The sequence below is a fragment of the Hymenobacter sediminis genome, from assembly GCF_003231285.1.
Taxonomy (GTDB): Bacteria; Bacteroidota; Bacteroidia; order Cytophagales; family Hymenobacteraceae; genus Hymenobacter; species Hymenobacter sediminis.
Window position 1 is genome coordinate 247,765 of the sequence record NZ_QKNS01000005.1, and the last position, 20,927, is coordinate 268,691.

The 20,927-nt window shown below is 50.9% G+C and carries 18 protein-coding genes; 14 read left to right on the forward strand and 4 right to left on the reverse strand.

Features of this window, described 5'->3' with window-relative positions:
- Positions 1-128: 128 nt before the first annotated feature.
- Positions 129-473, reverse strand: coding sequence for a hypothetical protein (locus DNI29_RS14950; protein ID WP_110978928.1), 345 nt, complete (start codon positions 471-473; stop codon positions 129-131).
- A 472-nt stretch (positions 474-945) separates the two neighbouring features.
- Between DNI29_RS14950 and DNI29_RS14955 the strand changes: the two genes are divergently transcribed.
- The 4 genes from DNI29_RS14955 (at position 946) to DNI29_RS14970 (ending at position 5,266) form a co-directional block, all read left to right on the forward strand.
- On the forward strand, positions 946-1,398 hold the full coding sequence (locus DNI29_RS14955; RefSeq protein WP_110978929.1) for a hypothetical protein: 453 nt from the start codon (positions 946-948) through the stop codon (positions 1,396-1,398).
- A 366-nt stretch (positions 1,399-1,764) separates the two neighbouring features.
- Positions 1,765-2,157 carry a hypothetical protein gene (locus DNI29_RS14960; protein WP_110978930.1) on the forward strand — a complete coding sequence of 131 codons (393 nt, stop codon included), beginning with the start codon at positions 1,765-1,767 and terminating at the stop codon, positions 2,155-2,157.
- 142 nt (positions 2,158-2,299) lie between these two features.
- Positions 2,300-4,132 carry a molecular chaperone HtpG gene (gene htpG / locus DNI29_RS14965; protein WP_110978931.1) on the forward strand — a complete coding sequence of 611 codons (1,833 nt, stop codon included), beginning with the start codon at positions 2,300-2,302 and terminating at the stop codon, positions 4,130-4,132.
- Between the two features lie 180 nt (positions 4,133-4,312).
- Entirely contained in the window at positions 4,313-5,266 is a 954-nt protein-coding gene (locus DNI29_RS14970; protein WP_123823269.1) for a toxin-antitoxin system YwqK family antitoxin, read from the forward strand.
- 177 nt (positions 5,267-5,443) lie between these two features.
- Here DNI29_RS14970 and DNI29_RS14975 read toward each other — a convergent pair whose 3' ends face one another.
- Positions 5,444-5,803: a YraN family protein gene (locus DNI29_RS14975; RefSeq protein WP_110978933.1), complete on the reverse strand. Its 360-nt coding sequence runs from the start codon at positions 5,801-5,803 to the stop codon at positions 5,444-5,446.
- A gap of 234 nt (positions 5,804-6,037) precedes the next feature.
- Here DNI29_RS14975 and lipB point away from each other — a divergent pair, with 234 nt between their 5' ends.
- The 10 genes from lipB to porN all read left to right on the forward strand — a co-directional run bounded on the left by lipB (position 6,038) and on the right by porN (position 16,418).
- Positions 6,038-6,847: a lipoyl(octanoyl) transferase LipB gene (gene lipB, locus DNI29_RS14980; protein ID WP_110978934.1), complete on the forward strand. Its 810-nt coding sequence runs from the start codon at positions 6,038-6,040 to the stop codon at positions 6,845-6,847.
- Between the two features lie 3 nt (positions 6,848-6,850).
- Positions 6,851-7,267, forward strand: coding sequence for a hypothetical protein (locus DNI29_RS14985; RefSeq protein WP_110978935.1), 417 nt, complete (start codon positions 6,851-6,853; stop codon positions 7,265-7,267).
- A gap of 67 nt (positions 7,268-7,334) precedes the next feature.
- Positions 7,335-8,405 carry an MraY family glycosyltransferase gene (locus DNI29_RS14990; RefSeq protein ID WP_238388102.1) on the forward strand — a complete coding sequence of 357 codons (1,071 nt, stop codon included), beginning with the start codon at positions 7,335-7,337 and terminating at the stop codon, positions 8,403-8,405.
- A 308-nt stretch (positions 8,406-8,713) separates the two neighbouring features.
- Positions 8,714-9,601 carry a DUF4271 domain-containing protein gene (locus tag DNI29_RS14995; RefSeq protein WP_162303624.1) on the forward strand — a complete coding sequence of 296 codons (888 nt, stop codon included), beginning with the start codon at positions 8,714-8,716 and terminating at the stop codon, positions 9,599-9,601.
- Between the two features lie 76 nt (positions 9,602-9,677).
- Positions 9,678-10,496, forward strand: a complete 819-nt coding sequence (locus DNI29_RS15000) for a uroporphyrinogen-III synthase (RefSeq protein ID WP_110978937.1) — start codon at positions 9,678-9,680, stop codon at positions 10,494-10,496.
- Between the two features lie 129 nt (positions 10,497-10,625).
- Positions 10,626-11,633, forward strand: a complete 1,008-nt coding sequence (locus DNI29_RS15005; protein ID WP_238388103.1) for a PorP/SprF family type IX secretion system membrane protein — start codon at positions 10,626-10,628, stop codon at positions 11,631-11,633.
- Positions 11,634-11,871: 238 nt separating this feature from the next.
- Positions 11,872-12,891: a T9SS ring complex lipoprotein PorK/GldK gene (gene porK, locus DNI29_RS15010; protein ID WP_110978939.1), complete on the forward strand. Its 1,020-nt coding sequence runs from the start codon at positions 11,872-11,874 to the stop codon at positions 12,889-12,891.
- Positions 12,892-12,978: 87 nt separating this feature from the next.
- Positions 12,979-13,794 (forward strand): type IX secretion system motor protein PorL/GldL, encoded by an 816-nt coding sequence (porL, locus tag DNI29_RS15015; protein ID WP_110978940.1) that lies wholly within the window; start codon positions 12,979-12,981, stop codon positions 13,792-13,794.
- An 84-nt stretch (positions 13,795-13,878) separates the two neighbouring features.
- Complete coding sequence (porM, locus tag DNI29_RS15020; RefSeq protein WP_110978941.1) at positions 13,879-15,468, forward strand: type IX secretion system motor protein PorM/GldM; 1,590 nt, start codon at positions 13,879-13,881, stop codon at positions 15,466-15,468.
- Between the two features lie 47 nt (positions 15,469-15,515).
- A complete protein-coding gene (gene porN, locus DNI29_RS15025; RefSeq protein WP_110978942.1) occupies positions 15,516-16,418 on the forward strand; it encodes a type IX secretion system ring subunit PorN/GldN in 903 nt (300 codons plus the stop codon).
- Positions 16,419-16,511: 93 nt separating this feature from the next.
- Here porN and uvrC read toward each other — a convergent pair whose 3' ends face one another.
- The gene (gene uvrC, locus DNI29_RS15030) at positions 16,512-18,338 is read right to left on the reverse strand and encodes an excinuclease ABC subunit UvrC (RefSeq protein WP_110978943.1); all 1,827 of its coding nucleotides are present in this window, start codon (positions 18,336-18,338) and stop codon (positions 16,512-16,514) included.
- A 166-nt stretch (positions 18,339-18,504) separates the two neighbouring features.
- Complete coding sequence (locus DNI29_RS15035) at positions 18,505-20,847, reverse strand: transglycosylase domain-containing protein (protein ID WP_110978944.1); 2,343 nt, start codon at positions 20,845-20,847, stop codon at positions 18,505-18,507.
- Positions 20,848-20,927 lie beyond the last annotated feature (80 nt).

Genomic DNA, 20,927 nt, shown 5'->3' on the forward strand with positions numbered 1-20,927 from the left:
ACCACTCGCAGGAGCACGTAAGGTTGCGGAGTCGGCAAGGCTCCAACCTTAATCAACACAGATTTACTGGGTAACGGCGCTGGCAACTGATAAGCCAGCCCATGCCGCTACTGCGAGGTACACGCGGTTTAGCAGGCGCCGGGTGGGCCCCGCAGATCGGGCGTGACTAAGGGCAGCAGATGCCCGATAACGACGATGCTCTGGGCTCGTGCAGACGAGAAAACAAGATCTGCCGGAGTAGTTAGCTCTGCTGTTGGAGCCGGTTCAAACGACGATTTAAAAAACTGGTCGGCGTCGCAGTGCTGATGCTTGGCGGATAGTAGCGCTTTGCCTTTAGGCCAAGTGGTAGCTCGGGTCGGCTCCTCTATGGTGTGCTCGTGCTGGTGCAGGGCTAGTACCCACGCGTCGGGCAGCAGCACCCGCACAAAGCACAGGAGCAGCACAAAAGCCAGACGAGAACGGAAAGCGTGCATTTGCAACAAAGTATCAGGTATTGACAAATGTAGCAGCTAAAGTTATTAATTGGCTATTCCTGTCAATCAAAATTATGACATCACAAAACCTTGATTATGGCGTAATATTATAGAAATAATACAATACTAGTTTTGTTCATATAACCAATTGCCAAAATTGTCATGAAGCAATTCACTCGACTTATGCTTCGCCGCTTGGCGCAACGCCTTCGTCCTACTACTTCCGCGCAGCCTCTTCCGCAATCAGAGCCGCTGTTTATCTAGCATACCTAGCCAAATGATTGTTTCTAGTTCTGTGGAAACAATCGGGACTATCCGGTGGGTACACGGCTGTTATTAGTTTATGAGGTAAAATAAACCTCTTTACCGAGTAGATGGGTAAAGTGAGCTAAATGTGATTTTATCTGGACAGGTTCGCTATTAGTTTTGAGGCAAATAGCTGGCTGCTAAAGTCAGTTTTTTGTCTTTTATTATGTTTTTTGTTTTTGATTCGGCTATAGCGCAGCTGGAGCCTGATTTAGAGTTATTGCGCTGGGAGTGGGTAGGGGCTGCCAATGGTAAAGGTTTCCAGTCGACTTTTGAGAGTTTAATTGAGTGCTCTCTCACCCACCGCGTTACGCAGTGGCTGGCCGATATTTCCCTAATGCCGCTTGTCGGCACCGATGAGCAGGCTTGGCTTAGCGAGGCTTGGCTGCAGCATTTCGCGGCCGTCGGCATTGCCTGTCTGGCTATTATCGAGCCTGTGAGCCTGCATAACCAATTGGTAGTGGAGAACGTGCTGGCCGACGGCCGCCGCTATACACGGGTCGATGTGCAGTTTTTCTCGGAGGTAGAAGCTGCCCTTGATTGGCTGGCCTCCTCAGATGAGCAGGTTCAGCAATTGGAAGAGAAATGGCAGCAGGGTAAAGCCAGCCAGCTTGGGTAGGCTCCCAAAATTCATATCCGAAGTAGGGAATAAGTAAGAGGCGAAACGCTATAGCGGGATTTACTGCTATTTCCTAGGGTAGAACACTAGCGAAAACCTGACTTAGGAAAGTTAAAGAGTGAATGTATAGAGGCCTGCTATAGAGTGAATAGGAATAATTAGTCCGTAAAAAGGTGCAATTGACCGGGTTTTTAGCATGGGTGAGCGATTTGCTCCCTACCCCAATTCTAGCAGCCAGTAATATTGACTTATTATTCGTTTCATAAACGTGAGTGGGGTAGCGAAATCATGAATGCGTCGGATAGAATAAGGGGTAGCCACGACTGCTTCCATAAACGTTATGAGCCTGCTTACAGGCTGCTGTGCTTGCAGTGGCGAGCGTTTTCTTCCATTCACTACGCCAAGGACAGTTTTCAGCGGACCCTGGAAACGATACAGCGTCAGCATATCCAGCGGGTGCTGCTGAACCTAGATGGTATGCCGGAGCTTTCTGCTTTGGATGCTTATCTGCTGGAGACCAACTACCTACTGGCCTTGCCTATGCTGCCTTTGCAACAAGTAGCCTTGGTCCTGACTTCCTATATGCAGCATCAGATGCTGCTGGAAAGCACGCTGCAGCAGCCTTCTTTTGACATTCAGGTGTTTGATGACGCCGCAACGGCTCTGGAGTGGATACGGCAGCCCACAGCGTTGGCGGTAGCTAAAATGAATACAACACCCACCCTTTACCAGCAGACCAGCAGGAAACAACTCTACTAAAAAACGTCGGTCCCCTCTGTCAAGCTGACAGCAGTTTTGGGGCTGGAACAAGGTTTGAAAAGATTGAAATCCGATGATGGGCTGGCCTTGAGGCTGGCAGATCGTCATAGTTTTCGGTTTCATTCAACTTTCCTACCCTGTTATGCAAGAGAAAGGTAGCATCTCGATTCACACCGAGAATATCTTCCCCATCATTAAGAAGTTCCTGTACTCTGACCACGAAATCTTCCTGCGTGAGCTGGTAAGTAACGCAGTGGATGCTACCCAGAAGCTAAAAAGCTTGGGCCAGCTGGGTGAGTTCAAAGGTGAACTGGGGGAATTGAAGGTGAAAGTGAGCGTGGACAAGGAGGCCCGCACCATTACCATCTCCGACCGTGGCCTAGGCATGACGGCCGAGGAAATCAAGAAATACATCAACCAGATTGCCTTCTCCGGTGCCACTGAGTTTGTGGAGAAATACAAGGAGAAGGATGCCGCCGCTAAAGACCAGATTATCGGTCAGTTTGGCTTAGGCTTCTACTCGGCTTTCATGGTAGCCAAAGAAGTAGAAATCTTCTCCAAGAGCTACAAAGATGACACCGAAGGCGCCCACTGGGTGTGCGATGGTAGCACCGAGTTCAGCCTCGAAACCACTGAGAAGGCAGACCGCGGTACCGATGTAGTATTGCACGTAGCCGAAGATTCGGATGAGTTTCTGGAGGCCGCACGCCTGAAGGGTATCCTTAATAAATACTGCAAGTTCCTGCCTGTTGAAATTGAGTTTGAAGGTGAGGTTATTAACCAAACCGCGCCCATCTGGACCAAGCAGCCCTCGGAGCTGACCGATGAGGACTACACCAAGTTCTACCAGGAGCTTTATCCCTTTTCGGAGCCTCCGCTGTTCTGGATTCACCTTAATGTAGACTACCCTTTCAACCTGACGGGCATTCTATATTTCCCGAAGGTGAAGGACGAACTGCAATTCCAGCGTAATAAAATTCAGCTGTACTCGCGTCAGGTATTCATTACCGATGAGGTGAAGGATGTAGTGCCCGAGTTCCTGATGCTGCTGCACGGCGTTATCGACTCGCCGGATATTCCACTAAACGTGTCGCGCAGCTTCCTGCAGGCCGACTCGAATGTGCGTAAGATCAATACCTACATCACCAAGAAGGTAGGTGACAAGCTGGCTGAGTTGTACCGCAAAGACCGGGCAGGCTTCGAGGAGAAATGGTCGGATATCGGGCTGTTCGTGAAATACGGCATGCTCTCCGATGAGAAGTTCTACGATAAAGCCAAGGACTTCGCGCTGGTACAGAACACAGCTGGTAAGTACTTCACCTTATCGGAGTACCAAGAGTTTATCCAGGCAAACCAGAAGGGTAAGAACGAGCAGACAGTAGTACTATATACCACCGATCCTGAGGCCCAGCACGCCTACGTGCAAGCCGCTACGGAACGAGGCTACGACGTTCTGAAACTCGACGCTGTACTTGATCCGCACTTCATTGGCCAGTTGGAGCAGAAGCTAGAGAAAACCACTTTCAAGCGGGTAGATGCCGACACCGTCAGCAAACTGATTGAAAAGGAGGAAACCACGGAAAGCGTACTGAGCGACGACGACAAGACCAAGCTTCAGGACGTGTTCAAGCAGGCCATCAGCAACGAAAGCATGCATGTGCAGGTGGAGGCTTTGTCACCTCAGGATGCGCCGGTTATTATTACTCTGCCTGAGTTCATGCGCCGCATGAAAGATATGCAGCGGGTAGGCGGTGGAGGCGGCATGCAGATGTTTGGCTCCCTGCCCGACTCCTATACAGTAAGCGTAAATGCCAACCACCCCGTAGCTCAGCGCGTGTTGCAGGCTGAAGGCGAAGCAGGTTCCAAGCTGGCCCGCCAAGCTTTTGACCTTGCTCTGCTGGCTCTAGGTATGCTCAAAGGTGAGGCGCTAACCGCATTTGTGAAGCGTAGCGCTGATTTACTGGCGGTTGAGTAGTCTAAGTAAGTCTAAAAAGTTCTAAGTAGTACAAAACCCTAGCGGCTTCAGTCGTTAGGGTTTTGCTGTTTAAGGGGCGTAGACACAAGCCTGAACTGACATGTCGGGTTACTACCCTTATGTGGGCACCAAATCCGTTTATCTTTACGTTCGATGCTGCGAATCCTGCCTATTACTGCAATGCGCCCGTTTCATCTATACCTGCTGCTGGCTTCTCTGGCGGTAGGAGCATGCTCCAAGAAGACCGTTTCCTTTAATAGCCGCCCAGAAGCAGGCAGTCAGCTAGCTATTGCCGATACGCTTACCACGGCCCGCGACACCACGGCTGCACCCTCGCTCGAAGCCAAGCGAACGGCCATGACCAAGGAGCAGGAGCGCGCCGCTAAGGAAAAGGAGAAGGCCGCGCAACGAAAGCCGCGCAAGAAAAAGAACATTTTTCTGGGTGAGCGAATAAAGAAGGGGTACGCAAAGTCAGGCCCAAAGGGAAAGAACCAGGTAGTAGAAATTTTCTACTACCTCCGCACCTTTCAGCAACCCAACCCGTACGCACCAGCCCGCTACGTCTTCGACCCGAAAAGACGCCGTATTGTGAAAGCAGCACCCGGCGAGATAGACGGAAATCAGGTAAGAGTGCTGCACGGCCCTTATAAGAAGCTGCAAGGCGGTAAGGTGATTGAAACCGGCTACTATGCCGTTGGCACCCGCCACCTACGCTGGGAGCGGTTTACCCGCGACAACATTCTGGTCAGCAAAACCCATTACGAAATGGGTTTCCCGCGCGATGCTAACATCACGTACTATGATGCAGCCCAGAAGCAGGTGAAAGAGGTAATTCCCTATGTAAACGGCAAGCTGGAGGGCGACTACGTGCGCTACAATGAGAATGGCCAGCTGGAATGGGTAGGGCAGTTTGAGAACGGCAAGCGGGTAGGAACTTGGAACCGCTATTGGGGCTTTCGCAATACCCGCAACCGCCTGCGCTACGAGTATGAATACGGTGAATCAGGCTACGACCCAGAAGTAGCCGAGCCTGTGCTGGTTAAAGAGTACAACCGCAACGGGGTAGCCATTTTCGAGAAAGATAAGTTCGACAACCGCGACAAGCCCGATACATCACGCCCTGGTCTGCGGTAGAGGTGAAATAGCGAATTAGACGTTGGTTAATTCTATAAGCTAGAGCCCTAGCTGGGCAGCGCGAATTACTCAATAATTCCTGCTGCTCGGCTGAGGCTCTATTTTTTATTTTCTCCTCGTGACTACTAAGGTGCTGCTCTACCCCCTGCGGACAGGCTGAACGTCAAACTCACCGTTTCAAAAAAAGGCATCCTCGAAATGCTCGATGCGCAAGCCATCGGCAGCAGGTAGAAGAGCTACGATGTCAAAGCGGATGTCGCCGGTCCAGCTTAGCTCCTCTTGCATCTGTTCGGCGGCGAGCCGTAGTAGTTGCCGCTTCCGCTCCGTGACAAACTCTTCCGGGTGCCCATATTGAGTAGAGGACCGCGCTTTCACCTCCACAAAAACTAATAGCTGCTGCCCCCGCCGTACAATTAAATCTACCTCAGCCCGGCGGTAGCGGTAGTTGCGCTGCACTAGCTCATAGCCTTGCGCCAACAGATGGTGCAGGGCCGCTTCTTCGCCATCATGACCGAGCTGGTGAGATGGTATCAGCATAGTATAGGTTGCGGAATGAGTAGAGGGTAGGCGCTGCCGGGTAGCTTAGCGTGGGACTAAATCTAGTACCTTTGCATGTTTCTATTTGAGTAGGTTGCGTTGTCATTTGTGGCAAATTTGTCACTTACGTGATGCTTGCTGTGCTTGATAACCTGTTGAGGGGTAGCGTTCTGCTGCAATACAGGTGACCCTTGCCAGCTACGGTTTCCGCCTTACTCTTTTCTGCTGTATGCTATGACTACATACTCTGCCTGCGTAAGTCCGCTGCCTGTGGGGAACACCCCGGCTTCAGTGGAAGCTTGTCCCGAGGCTATTGCCGGGCAAAACCGTCGGATTGAGGTACGCCGCTTGGGTAAAGTGGAATACCAGCCAACTTGGGACTTGCAGGAGCAGTTGCTAGCCGATACTCTGGCCCTCAAGGGGCGCAACCGGGAGGCGATCGAGGCTGGACTGCCAGCAGGGCCTACTCCTAACTATCTGTTGCTCTGCGAGCATCCGCACGTATATACCTTGGGCAAAAGTGGCAAGCCTGAGCACTTGTTACTAGATGATGCTGGTCTGGCAGCTCATGAGGCGACTTTCCACCGCATCAACCGCGGCGGCGACATTACCTATCATGGTCCGGGCCAGCTGGTTGGCTACCCCATTCTCGACCTCGATAATTTCTTTACCGACATTCACCGCTACCTGCGTGTGTTAGAGGAAGCCATAATCCTCACCCTGGCTGAGTATGGTGTGTGCGCCGGGCGTATTGCCGGGCTTACCGGTGTTTGGATCGATTTTGAAGAGGGGGCCAGCAACCCCCGTAAAATCTGTGCCATGGGCGTGAAATGCAGCCGTTGGGTGACCATGCACGGTTTTGCCCTCAACGTAAATACCAACCTCACGTACTTCGGTCACATTGTACCCTGCGGTATTACTGACAAGGCCGTGACCTCGCTGGAGCAGGAACTGGGTCGGACGGTTCCGGTAGCGGAAGTGCAGGAGCGTTTGCTACCTCACTTGGCTGCTCTACTAGGCGCCGAGTTGTACACGATTAGCTGATTCATGAAAAAAGATATTGTTTTCGATCCGGTTGAAGGAGTGTCTGTGGCGGTAGTGCCTGATGGTGGAGACGCCATTGCGGAAGGCCAGCCAGCGTGGCAAGTTTATCTGCTCAACCACAACGACTTTGCCATTCAGAACGTCATTGTCAGCTCCAACGGCTACGGCAGCAGCCCCGAGGGAGAGGCAATTCGTACTTCGACTCTGCGGCACGTGATTCTGGAGGTAGAGCCCCGCTCCGCTGTTCCCATTGAGCCCATCGACCCGGCTCTGTTTCACCTCAATAACCAATATTGGGTGAGCTACTACATCGGCTCCAAAATCCTGGATAAGAAGTTCATCTTCGTACCCGATTCCATCATTACGGATAACTTAACGCACATTGCTCTCCTTGATAAGCCGGGGGTGCTGCACAGTTAAACCGTATCTTTGCCTTATACCTCCTTGTCCCCGTTTGGGGCACCTTTACCATAAGAGCCGATCCGCAATGAGTGCACTCGGAATTCAGTTGGGCCTGTCCTCCCTGTGGGCGTTTCTGGTGGCTTTGTTCGCCGTTCCGTCCATTATTTACATTGCCCACCTGAAAAACATGCTCGACACGCCTAATGTGCGCACCGTGCATGAATCTCTGACCCCGCGTTTGGGTGGGGTAGCCGTCTTTGCCGGGTTTATGTCAGCTCTTACCATCTTCGCTCCGCTCAATAACGGGGTGCAACAGTTGCTGGCCGGGTGTATCGTGTTGTTTTTCGTGGGGCTGAAGGATGACTTAGTGAGCATCTCAGTATCCAAGAAATTTGTGGGTCAGCTGCTGGCTACGGGCATCGTGATGATTATGGCCGATGTACGTATTACCAGTTTTCAGGGTATTCTAGGCGTGCAGGAGCTGCCTATTGGTATCAGCTATGCCTTCACGTTCTTCGCCATTGTTGGTATTACCAATGCCATCAACCTGATTGATGGATTGGATGGTCTGGCGGGCTCTATTGTCCTGATTATCGTTAGCACCTTTGGCTATTACTTCTACCAGTATGGTGGCGAGCAGTATGGTAACTACGTGTTTGTGTCGGTTTGTGTAGTAGGGGGGATGCTAGGCTTTTTGCGTTACAATTTCCACAAGGCCACCATCTTTATGGGCGACACTGGCTCCTTGGTCTGTGGCTTTATTGTGTCCATTCTGACTATTCAGTTTATCGAGATGGGTTTGAAAGTGGGGCAACCCTTTGCTTCCTCAGCTCCATCAGTGGCAGCGGGTATTCTGTTTGTTCCGTTATTCGATACGTTGCGAGTGTTCATTGTGCGCATGATGGCGGGGCGCTCACCTTTCTCGCCCGATAAAAACCATGTGCACCATCGGATCCTTGCTATGGGTTTTCAGCAGATCAGTACTGTGGTGCTATTGGGTCTGCTCAATCTAGTAGTCATCCTGTTCGTGATTAACTTCGCTTACCTTGGTAACACCCTGCTGATATGCGCACTGGTAGCATTTTCCTTGGTGCTAAGCGTTTTCCTAGGCGTGTATCATAGCCGTGCTGAGCGCCAGCGGGTAGCCTCTAACTAGCCCACGTTATCGTGCGTAGCAGCCGTTTCCGTCTAATCCTGACGTCGCTTTGGCTATGGAGCCTGAGCCTGCTACCGATATTGCTACAGGCGGCCGAGTATCAGCCCCTACCCCCCGCGCCCCGTGCAGGCCTCACACAAGATTGGCTGATTTACGACGAGGTTCGCAACCGTCTCGTACTCTACCTCTCTGATTATCACGCTCCCACCCGGGCTTATTATCAATGGCTATCCATTCGGCCCGGTAAAGCGCAACCTATAACTTTTACAGCCCGTCCCAACCTAAGTCTGTTTATAGATAACCGGCTGGTGTTCACCGCTCACGCTCCGGCTTCTTATACTGTTGACCTCGCAAAACTCCTGCCCAAAGGGAGCACTGCAGGTCCCCATCTGCTTTGTATCTGGCAGCCCGATGGCCCGCCTAATCTGTCTTCTTTTGTGAATGCGGTGCCGACTGTGGCTCCTCAAGTCGGTAAGCCTAGTTCTCCATTGCTGGCTGCTAACCCACGCCCACGAGGGCACCAAGGGCAGAACGTATTTGTAGGCTTTCTGCTCCTGATCGGACTTTGTTATGGTAGTCTGCGAGCCTCATATCAACCTGGTTTCGCCCGAATCTATCAGTTGGAAGGATTGTGGGGTAAGGGCTCTACGGAGCAGGATTTCTTGATTAAACCTACCCTAACTTGGCTGAACCTAGGGCTGGTGCTGCTGTTTGCTCTGTCTTTTGCTTTGTTGTTGGTTGCTATTCATACCAACATTCAGAATATCGTCATATTACGGCAGCTTTTCGATGTCGCAGAATCAGCTATTGTTGTTAGGGTACTTCTGTACACAGCCTTAGTTGCGGGGTTCGTGCTAGGCAAATACCTATTCTTAGAGTTAATGGGCTACATCTTCGACGTAGCTGAACTAGTGACTATTCAGTACCGCGAATTTATCCGTACCATCCTGTTTATTGGATTAGTATTACCTATTGTGATGCTACTCTACTTGGGTCTGAATCAGCGGCTGCCCGAAACGGTGCTTTGGGTATCCAATGGCGTGGTTTCCTTGCTGTTGATAGGAACATTGATCCGCGTGGCGCGGACCTTGCATCATAAGACTTCACTGCTGAATCTGCATTTGTTTTCTTACCTTTGCGCCACAGAAGTGATTCCCCTGATCATTCTGCTTAAGCTGATCGTTTTTACCTACTGAAGTACTTCTCTGCCGGCCTGCACCGGTACTGCCTGCAACGCCCCTTATAGCCTTAGATTTACCTTTTTCCTACCTTATGGCCGAGAGCAAAGACAAACCGGGGACGGGCCGTCATGCCAAGCGTATCTCCAGCATTCTTGTCACCCAGCCAAAGCCCGCCAACGACGTTTCTCCCTACTTTTCTATTGCCGAGAAATACGGTATTAAGGTAGATTTTCGGGAGTTCATCGAGGTTCAGCCGGTTTCCTACAAGGACTTCCGTAAAGAGAAGGTTAACATTCTCGAGCATACGGCTATTATCTTCACCAGCCGTAACGCCGTTGACCATTTCTTCCGTATCTGCCAGGAGGCTAAAATCGAGATGCCTGCGGAAATGAAGTATTTCTGCATCTCCGAACAGACGGCCAACTACCTGCAGAAGTACATTGTACTGCGTAAGCGCAAGCTGTTTGTTGGCCAGCGCACCGCCGCCGACCTCTTTGAGGTTATCAAGAAGCACAAGGGCGAGAAGTTTTTGTATCCCTGTTCCGACATCCGCAAGGATGACATTCCGGAGTTTATGCGGGCCAACAACTTCAAGTTTACCGAAGCCGTCATCTACCGCACCGTGGCCAGCGACCTGTCTGACCTGTCGGATGTGAAGTACGATTGCATTGCCTTCTTTAGTCCTTCCGGTATCAGTTCACTGTTTATCAATTTTCCTGATTTTGAACAGAACGGAACACGCATTGCTGCTTTTGGTCCCACTACGGCAAAGGCAGTAATTGAAGCTGGTCTGGAACTGGATATTGAAGCTCCTCATCCCAATGCTCCCTCCATGACGGGAGCCATTGAGGCCTACATCCGCTATCATCATGGCGCTGATCCGGTAAAGGAGAAGAAAAGCGCAAAGTAAAGTATCTGAACTATAGAGTAAGAGGAGCAGCCACTACTGCTCCTCTTGCGTATACGCCGTGAAATGATGGAGGGAGTTTTTCGTTACATTTGAAAACGCCCTGCCTGCTCTTTTCCATCTGTTCCTGGCTTGTCGCGAATCGTTATGAAGAGAAGTATACTCTGCGCCTGCGCAGTGCTGCTAGTGGGCAAAGCTATAGCTCAGCAACAACCTCAATTCAGCCATTACGGTTTTAATGGAATGAATCTGAACCCTGCCTACGCGGGCGTAAAGGGGTATGGGGAAGTAACAGCTATCGGGCGTGTGCAGTACTTTGGTTATGATCCTACCTTTGATGATGGTGGTTCTCCTACAACTGCTTCGCTGACAGCCTCTCTGCCCGTGCCAGCTTTAGCTGGTGGCATTGGTATCGGTATATATCGAGATAGAATAGCTCAGCTCAACACAACAAATGTGCAGCTTTCTTATTCCCGGCACATCACCATCGGGGAAGGTGCTTTAGGTTTGGGCGTGCAAGGTGTCTTTAATAATATCTATCAAGGAAGTTACCGGCCCAATGAGACTGACGATATTTTCGTGCCGAAAGAAGGGTCAGACGGAAAGTTTGACGTAGGGGTAGGGGCTTGGTATGAAAGCCCTAAGCTTTACGCTGGGCTAAGTGTTAACAATCTGCTACGCTCGGAGTATAAATTCAATAGTCAGGTCGCAACAAGCGGGCGTTCGGCCCGGTATTTGAATGAGAATCATGCCTATCTGACAGCAGGTTATAATATTGAGCTCACTTCATCCGTTGTTCTGACACCGACTGCACTTGTGAAGATGGTACTACCCGGTAAATTCGGTGATGACGACAAGTTTTCGCTGCGCAATAACTCCTATGAGCTAGGAGCGCGGGCCACATTTGATGATAGGTATTGGGGGGGGATTGGGTACCGTTCTGGGGATGCCTTTACGGCTTTGGGAGGAATAAGCTTTGCGAAAGACAATGCTATTCGGTTGGGACTGGCTTATGACTTAATTGCATTTGGCCAAGATGCGAAAGCATCTAGTTCATTTGAGATACTGCTTGCCTACCGCTTGCCCAAACCAGGGCCTCGGTTGAAGCCAGCAATTCACACTCCACGGTACAGCTTCTAACTTTTAAGGCGATTAATGGGAAAATAGCCATTCACTAATTGTTTGCCTATCCTACCAAGACAGCCTATTCAATAAAACATCGGCCTTCTTCGTTGAGCAGGTTATGAAAGTGATTCGTAGACAAACTGTTACTGTTGGCCGATTGGCTTGTTTGCGAGCAGATGTTTCACTAGATTTGCCAGCTCAGAAAATTGTAATCTTTGGGTATCGCCGCCTAGACAGTCTTTTTCTTTCTCACATGAACAAGTTTCTCGTATTGCCTCTCGTCGCGCTATCGACGCTTATCCTGGGGGGCTGTGGTTTTGGTAAAGGACCGCAAGGCGACCTGGTCGGGGCGGAGGACCGTCCTGAGTTCAATCCCCAAGAGGTGCCGTTCGGTATGGTTCCTTGCCCAGGCGGTACGTTCCACATGGGTCAGACCGATCAAGATATTTCCGCTTCGATGGTAAACATGAACAAGCAGGTAACAATTGCCGGCTTTTACATGGATGAAACGGAAATCACCAATAATGAATACCGTCAGTTCATGAATGCTATTCGGCAGGACTCCATTGACGTGCTCGGCGAGGAGTATGTGATGACGGAGCTCTACCCGGATACCACCGTGTGGGTGCGTGACTTTACCTACCACATGGGTGACCCCCTGATGGAATATTATTACACCCACCCGGCATTTGATGATTATCCAGTGGTAGGGGTGGATTGGTTTGCAGCTAAGTACTTCTGCAACTGGCGCACTAAAAACAAGAATGCTGCTAACGCCGAAGCAGGTCTGGCACCTACGCCAAATTTCCGCCTGCCTTCCGAGGCTGAGTGGGAATACGCCGCTCGTGGTGGCCGTGACCTAGCTACTTACCCTTGGGGTGGTCCTTATCTGCGTAACTCCAAAGGATGCATGCTGGCTAACTTCAAGCCTGGCCGTGGCGACTACGCTTCCGATGGATATGCTTACACGTCGCCGGTAGGTGCTTTCTTCCCGAACGACTTTGGCCTGTACGATATGTCAGGCAACGTAGCAGAGTGGTGCGATGATGCTTACATGGAGGCTTCTGTTCCTGTTGTGTGGGACATGAACCCAACCAACCCTGATGACAACGAACCCCGCAAAGTAGTGCGCGGCGGTTCTTGGAAAGACATTGCCTATTTCTTGGAGACAGGCACCCGCAACTTCGAGTATCAAGACTCAGCCCGTTCCTACATCGGCTTCCGCACAGCCATGATCCAGATTGGTATGGGTACTAACGGCAGCCTGAACTAAGCTGGTGGGTTTTACTCTGCGTCCTCTTTAATTCTTTTTGAGTTTTCTAATCACTCCAACTACCTTCTTTTTTCAATTTTCTACAACATGGCAGCAAAGGGCGGTAACTTTTTCTACGATGTGGTAATGCCGAAAATCTACGGCATTGGGGCTGCAGTCGTAATTATCGGGGCTCTATTTAAAATTCTTCACTTGAAGGGTGCTGACGAGATGCTCATCGTTGGTCTGGGTACTGAAGCACTGATTTTCTTCTTGAGTGCCTTCCAGCCTAATCCAAAAGAGGTAGATTGGTCGTTGGTGTATCCAGAATTGAGCGAAGGCTATGACCCCTCCACTGGCAACGCTAGCTTCCGCACTAACGCTATCGACAATGGCGGCACCGGCTTGACCCGTAAGCTTGACGACATGCTGAAGGATGCTAACGTGACGCCTGAAGCTATTGCCTCTCTGGGCCAAGGTCTGAATCGCCTGAGCACTACCACTCAGCAGCTCTCCACCCTCGGTGATGCTACTAACGCTACCGAAGAGTACACTTCGAAAGTGCGTTCAGCCGCTCAGTCTCTGGAGCGTATCAACGAAGCTTATTCGCACACGGCTCAAGCTATGACTGCTATGGCCGATGCTACTAACGACGCTCGTGAGTATCATGTACAGGTGCAGAATGTGACCAAAAATCTGGGCGCTCTGAATGCTGTGTATGAGATGGAACTGCAGGATGCTAATACGCACCTGAAGTCGATGAACAAATTCTATGGTACCCTAACCCAGGCCATGGAAAACCTGACCGAAGCCGGCAAAGAGACGGATCAGTTCAAGCAGGAAGTAACCAGCTTGACTTCGAACCTCAGCTCGCTCAACCGCGTGTACGGCAACATGCTGAACGCAATGCGCGCCACCAACTAATTTGTCAGGTTTGCAGTGATGGTGCCTGAATTCGTTTCAGGCGCTCTTCTTCCTACACGGTAGTTATAGACACAGAGAGATACGATGGCGGGAGCAAAAGAGACTCCGCGGCAGAAGATGATTGGCATGATGTACCTAGTACTGACTGCTCTTCTAGCCCTACAAGTAAATTCAGCTATTCTGCTGAAGTTCAAATTTCTAGACGATAGCCTTATCGGAGTAAACGATAAGACTGCTAAAACCAACCAGGGTGCCGTTAAAGGCATCGAGGAAATTGTAGCCCGCAACCGCAACCAAGCAAAAGACCTTGCTATTCTGAAGCAAGGTGAAACGGTTCGTGAGCGGACTGCCAAAATGGTAGCTTATCTGCGTGACATCCGCACGAAGCTGTTGGATGCCACGGAGAACAAGAACAAAAACGAGTATAAAAACATGGAAGCCAGCGACAAGGTGGCTAACGTGATGCTCGGTGGAGCCGGCAGCCGCAATGGACTGGGCTACAAAATGAAGGATGAGCTGAATGCCTATGCTTCTGAACTGCAGAAAATTGTTCCTGGCTTCACAGCTCCGGCTCTTGCCTTGGATGCAAAGGATGACCCAAGCGTAACCCCAGACCAAAAGTCTAAGGATTTCGCTCAGCTCAACTTCGAGAATACGCCAGTAGTTGCTGCACTGGCTGTTCTGTCGCAGAAAGAAACAGAGGTACTGAAGTATGAGGCTGATGCCTTGAACAAGCTAGCAGCTCAAGTAGGTGCTACTACCATTGTATTCGACAAAATTGGTGCCTTTGCTAGTGCTGAGTCGAACACGGTTGCTGCTGGTACGAAATACAAGGCTGAATTGTTTCTAACTGCTTCGGCTTCCGATTTACGTCCTTCCATGACGTTGAATGGCTCGCCGCTTTCAGTAGGTCCCGATGGTAAAGGTAAGGTAGAATTCACGGCTCGTCCGGGTGCATTTGATGCTTCCGGTAATGCTAAAGCTCAGTGGACAGGTACCATCCGCTTCAAGCAAAATGGCCGCGACACGACCTTTACTGTGAAGGTGCCTTATACGGTAACCAAGCCGGTAATGCAGATCCAATCGGCTTCGGTTCAGGCTTTGTATTTCAAGTGCGGTAACAAGCTGAGTGTACAAGTACCTGCCTTGGGTGCTCAGTACGAACCTAGCTTCTCGGCTTCCGGTGCTGCTACCATTAAAGGTTCGGCTAAAGGTGAGGTAACGCTAATTCCGAACTCACGTGAAGTAACGTTGAGCGTAAGCAGTGGTGGAAACCCCATCGGCTCGCAAACCTTCCAGGTTCGTCCGATTCCTAAGCCCGATATCAAATGTGTGGTAGGTGGCCGGGAGGCAAACGAAAAGCAAGGCACTCCTATTACAGCTGTGCGTAACATGCAGCTCCGTGCTATTGCTGATGCTGGCTTCGCTACTTTCCTGCCTGACGACGCTCGTTACCGTGTGACTCGTTATGAAGTTACGTTGGTACGTGGTAAGCGTCCAGCCCTGCCAACGCGTTCTGTCAACGGTCCGGAGGCAAATCTAAGCGACGTAGTAAACTCAGCCCGTGAAGGTGATCGTCTGTACATCGAAGTAAAAGAGGTGCAGCGTATGAACTTCCAAGGCAATACCGAGTCGGTAAACGTTTCGAAGACCTTCAATATTCCGCTGATCTAAGCGTTGCTTATCTGAACTAAGTCTTGCGCTTTTTTGATTATCACGGTATGAACAAATTCCTCTCCTTCGCCGCTCTGACGGCCGGCCTGACGCTGTCGGTGGCAGCTTCGGCTCAGGAACAAGCTACCACCGCGAGCAGCAATGGCTCGTACCGCCCGATTCCGAATTCGGACATCATGTTCCGTAAGACTATCTGGCGTGCAGTCGACTTGCGAGAGAAGCAGAATAAGCCGATGTTCTCGGAGGGTAAGGAAATTAGCCGCGTAATTCTGGAAGCAGTAAAACGTGGTGAACTGCAGGCCTACCGTAACGACTCGCTGACTACTACGCTGTCATCGGCAGAGGTAGTTTCCAATATGTCGTATGCGGAAGCTAGTGCTGGCCTGAGCGACGAGGAAAAGGCAGCTGGTTTCTCGGATAGCGACCTTGGTGGCGGTGATGATGGTTGGGGAGCTCCTGCTCCTAAGAAAGGCAAGGGCAAGTCTACTGCGAAAGCAGCTCCGAAAGCACCTGTTGCTCCGCCCAGCTATGAATACCGTCCAAAGGACATCTATCAGATGGAAATCAAGGAGGATATGATCTTCGACAAGAAACGGTCGCGGATGTATCATGATATCAAAGCTATCGGCTTGCTGGTACCTTCAACCTTGAGCGCTAATACTTCAGGGATTGAGAAAACCATTGGTTACTTCAAGTACAGCGACTTGGTGCGTGTATTCCGGGCTAATCCAGATAAAGCTATCTGGTTTAACCCACAGAATGACGCTCAACATAAGAACCTGGCAGATGCTTTCGAACTGTGGCTGTTCAACTCGTACATCGTGAAGGTCTCGAACCCCAACGATTCTCGTCTTGACGAAATCTATGGTGGTCAGCAGCAAGGTATTTTGGCTTCTCAGCAGGCCGCTGCCGACTTGATCGAGTACGAATACAACCTGTGGAGCTTCTAAAAGCTTAATAGTTGTAATCGCACTAAGTTGACAAATCATAAAAAAAGCCCCCACTATTACAGTGGGGGCTTTTTTTATGATTGTAGCAAAAGCCTAATCAGTTGAAGCTGCTTGATTGTTCTCCTGCTCCTCAAAGTAAGTTAGCAGGATGCGAGCTTTAGCTTTACCAACTTCTTCGATAAGTTGTGCCTCTGTTAATTCCTTGATTTTTTTGACCGATTTGAATTTGGTCAGCAGCTTGTCGGCTGTAACGGGGCCTAAACCCTTTACGTCGGTCAGCTCTGTTTTCAGGGTAGCAGCGTCGCGGCGACTACGGTGGAAGGTGATACCAAAGCGGTGGGCTTCATCACGCATGCGCTGGATTAAACGCAAGGTTTCACTCTTCTTATCAATGTAGAGGGGTAGGGGGTCATTGGGTACATAGATTTCCTCCAGCCGCTTGGCAATGCCAATAATAGGAATCTGACCCCATAGGCCTAGATCTTTCAAAGCCTTCACTCCCATACCCAATTGGCCCTTGCCACCATCCACGATAATCAATTGAGGTAAGCTGGTGCCTTCATCAAGTAGACGACGGTAGCGCCGGGTCACAATTTCGTACATCGAATCGAAGTCGTTAGGACCTACTACTGTTTTAATGTGAAAGTGCCGGTAGTCTTTTTTGCTGGGCTTGGCGTTGCGAAAACACACCATAGCAGCTACCGGATTATCACCTTGGAAGTTGGAGTTGTCGAAGCACTCAATATGCTTAGGTAGCTCCGTAAGGCGCAGGTCCTTCTTCATGGTTTCCATGATGCGCACCTCATTCAGGTCCTTGCTACGGTCATTCATGCTCTCCTTTTCCTTGCGCAGGTAAAGTACATTTTTGATGCTTAACTCTAAGAGCTTGCGTTTATCACCAATTTGCGGTTGCGTGATGGTTACGCCTGGTAGCGGGAGGTCGGGAACGGCTACGTTGGTCAGAATCTCCTTGGACTGGCTCTCAAATTCCTCCCGCATCTGCATGATCATGGGGGCTAGAATTTCGTCGTCGGGCTCATCCAGCTTTTTCTGCACCTCCACGGACTGGGTGAGAATGATGCTGCCGTTCATCACCTTGAGGTAGTTGATGAAGGCTGATTTTTCGTTTGAAGCAATACTGAATACGTCAATGTTGGTGAGGTTGGCATTGACAATGGTGCTTTTGGCCTGAAACTCGTCGAGTTTATCCAGTTTCTGCTTCAGCTGATGCGCCAGTTCGTACTGCTGCTCCTGCGCTGCTTGCATCATTTTCTCGCGGAAATACTGCTTGGGCAGACGTAGGTCGCCGTTCAAGATCTGACGGATTTGCTGAACATATTGGTTGTAGGTTTCCTCGTCCTGCAAGCCCTCACAGGGACCCTTACAATTGCCTAGGTGATACTCCAAGCACACTTTAAACTTTCCGGCCTCTACGTTCTGGGGCGCTAGGTTATATGTGCAGGTTCGAAGCGGATACAAAGCCCTAATCAGCTCCAGCAGCAGATTCATGCCCGTTACGTTGGCATAAGGCCCATAGTAACGCCCTTCGCCAGGTCGCTTATTACGCGTTGGGATAAGACGAGGGAAGCGTTCATTGGTTAGCAGGAGGTAGGGATACGTTTTCCCGTCCTTCAGCAGGATGTTGTACTTGGGCTGATGCTGTTTGATGAGATTGTTTTCCAGCAAAAAAGCGTCGGATTCTGAGTCGACGATAGTAAACTCAATTCGACGAATGTTTTTGACGAGCTGCTGGGTTTTCTTATTGTGGTCTTGCTTGGTGAAATAGCTGCTTACCCGCTTTCGGATATCCACAGCTTTGCCCACATAAATGATAGTATCCTCGTCGCCAAAGTATTTGTAAATACCAGGCCGGTGGGGCAGCTGACGAATCTGTTCTTGCAGTTGAGAGTTGGCGGCCATAGGAGGGGGTAGCAACGCCGTATTCAGGCGTAACGAATGATGTAAAGAAGTACGCAGGCCACAGCGGCTGAGGTTCAGCCTGAAGCTAGTACCCACGGGTAGGTAACAAAAAACGTGGCCAGGAAATCCCGGCCACGTTACGTAAGAAGCACTGAAAAACGGCCAATTAAATATCCTCTGTGTTTAGATCCTCTAGCTCCACTTGATTGAGCTTTTGCTCATACGGAATCGTGTCGCGGGCACCGGCGCCGTTGTAGTAGCGGGAGCAGTCAATTTCGATATCCAGCGGCTTGGTAGGTTTCGGGAAGGAGCCCTTGTTAATGTCAAGGCTCTTATCACCATATACCTTCCGCATAAACAGACCATAGATAGGTAAAGCTAGGCGTGAGCCCTGCCCGTAAGTGCCTGTCCGGAAGTGAATACTTCGGTCCTCGCCGCCTACCCACATGCCGCAGACCAAGTCCGGTGTCATACCCATAAACCACCCATCGGAGTAGTTAGAAGTAGTACCGGTTTTGGCGCCCATCTCATATGGGAACTTGAAACCATTCTTCAGAATAATGCTGGTGCCACCTTGCTCTTCGGTGGCTCCCCGCAGCATATATGTCATCAGATAGGCCGTTTCCTCACGAAGAGCCTCGCGGGTCTGAGGTATGAACTCGCGCAGTACGTTGCCGTTCTTATCCTCAATACGCGTCACCATCATTGGAGCCGTCCAGATGCCTTTGTTGACAAAGGTGCTGTACGCTCCGGTGAGCTCATAAATGCTCACATCCGACGAGCCAAAGCCTACGGCTGGTACGGCCTCAATAGGAGAGGTAATGCCCAGAGTTTTGGCGTAGCTGACGACAGTTTCTGGGCCTAGCTTCTGGACCAGCCATGCTGTGATGGAGTTCATAGAGCGGGCTAGCGCCTGCCGAAGGGTAAACATACGGCCAGAGTAGCTTCCCTCGAAGTTCTTGGGGGTGTAGGCAGGACGCCCCCGTTCTGCTGGGAAGGTGGTAGCTACGTCGGGGCGCTGGTAGCACGGCGAGTAGCCTTGGTCGATGGCTGCTACATACACGAAGGGCTTGAACGTAGAGCCTGGCTGTCGGCGGCCTTGCTTTACGTGGTCGTATTTGATGTATTTGAAGTTGATACCCCCCACCCAGGCTTTAACCTGGCCGTTCAGAGGGTTCATAGCCATGAAACCCGAATGCAGCAGCCGCTTGTAGTAAGCCAACGAGTCTAAAGGCGACATCAGCACCTCTTTTTCGCCCCCATTCCAGGTAAACACTTTCATCCGGTACTTCTTGTTGAGGTAGTACTTGATGGAGTCCTTGTCGTCGCCGAAGCGGTTGGTGAGGGACCGGTACCGCTCTGTACGCTGAATGGAAGTGGATAGGAAATTGGGAATCACCCGGCCGTTTTCGTCGCGCCATGGCTGCTGACCTTTCCAGTGGGCGTCAAACCACTTCTGCTGCAGCTTCATGTGCTCCGCTACCGCCGACTCAGCATACTTCTGCATGCGCGAGTCGATGGTAGTGTAAATCTTCAGGCCGTCGGCGTATAGGTCGTGGTCGGTTTCCTTCGCCCATTGCCGCAGCATTTTGCTTACCTCTACCCGGAAGTAAGGTGCAATGCCCTCATTTTGGTTTTCAACATTGTAGCGTAGCACAATGGGCTTCAGCGTATCGGCCTGCAGTGCTTGGCCATCGAGGTAGCCATACTTGTGCATCTGGCGCAGCACCCAATTGCGGCGCGCCCGCGAACGACCCGGATTAAACTTTGGGCTGAAGCGCGAAGGAGCATTCAGCACCCCTACTAGGGTAGCAGCTTCGGGCCGGGTCAGGGCTTTAGGGGCTTTGCTGAAGAAGGTATGAGAAGCCGTATTGATACCAAAGGCATTGGAGCCATAATCATTGGTATTCAAATACATGCGCAAAATCTCGCGCTTTGTGTAGCTGCGCTCCAGCCGGACCGCCAAAATCCATTCTTTGGTCTTGGTGATAAGCATCCGCAGGCCCGGCACGTCATTCAGCCGGCCATCATTGAGGTCTTCGCGCGTGCGAAACAGTACTTTGGCTAACTGCTGGGTGAGGGTAGAGCCGCCGCCGCCGCTTCCGCCAGTAAGCAGGCCTGCCGCTACCCGACCGGTAGCCTTGGGGTCAATGCCGGAGTGCTCCTCAAAACGGGCATCTTCCGTGGCAATGAGGGCATCTACCAGATGTTGGGGCAGGTCTTCGTACTCTGCCGGAGTGCGGTTTTCCCGGAAATACTTACCCATGAGCACCCCATCGGCCGAATAAATTTCGGAGGCCAGTTCACTACGGGGATTCTCCAGCGTCTTCAGGTTAGGCATGCGCCCAAACAGATTCAGAAAATTGACGCTGACTGCCAGTACATACAGAACTAAGCCCAGCACGCCAGCGCCGAACAGAATCCAGAGCAGGCGAGCCCAACTTGTATAGCGCCCTGGCTGATTGGCTTTGCGAAAGGAAGACTTTGATTTTGTGGCGGATTGAGCCATTGCAAGAAAACGTACTAGGTGCTGCTGGTCACTAAGTATTTCCTGGCCCGTAGGCTGGAAGGTTACTCCTGTGGCAACAG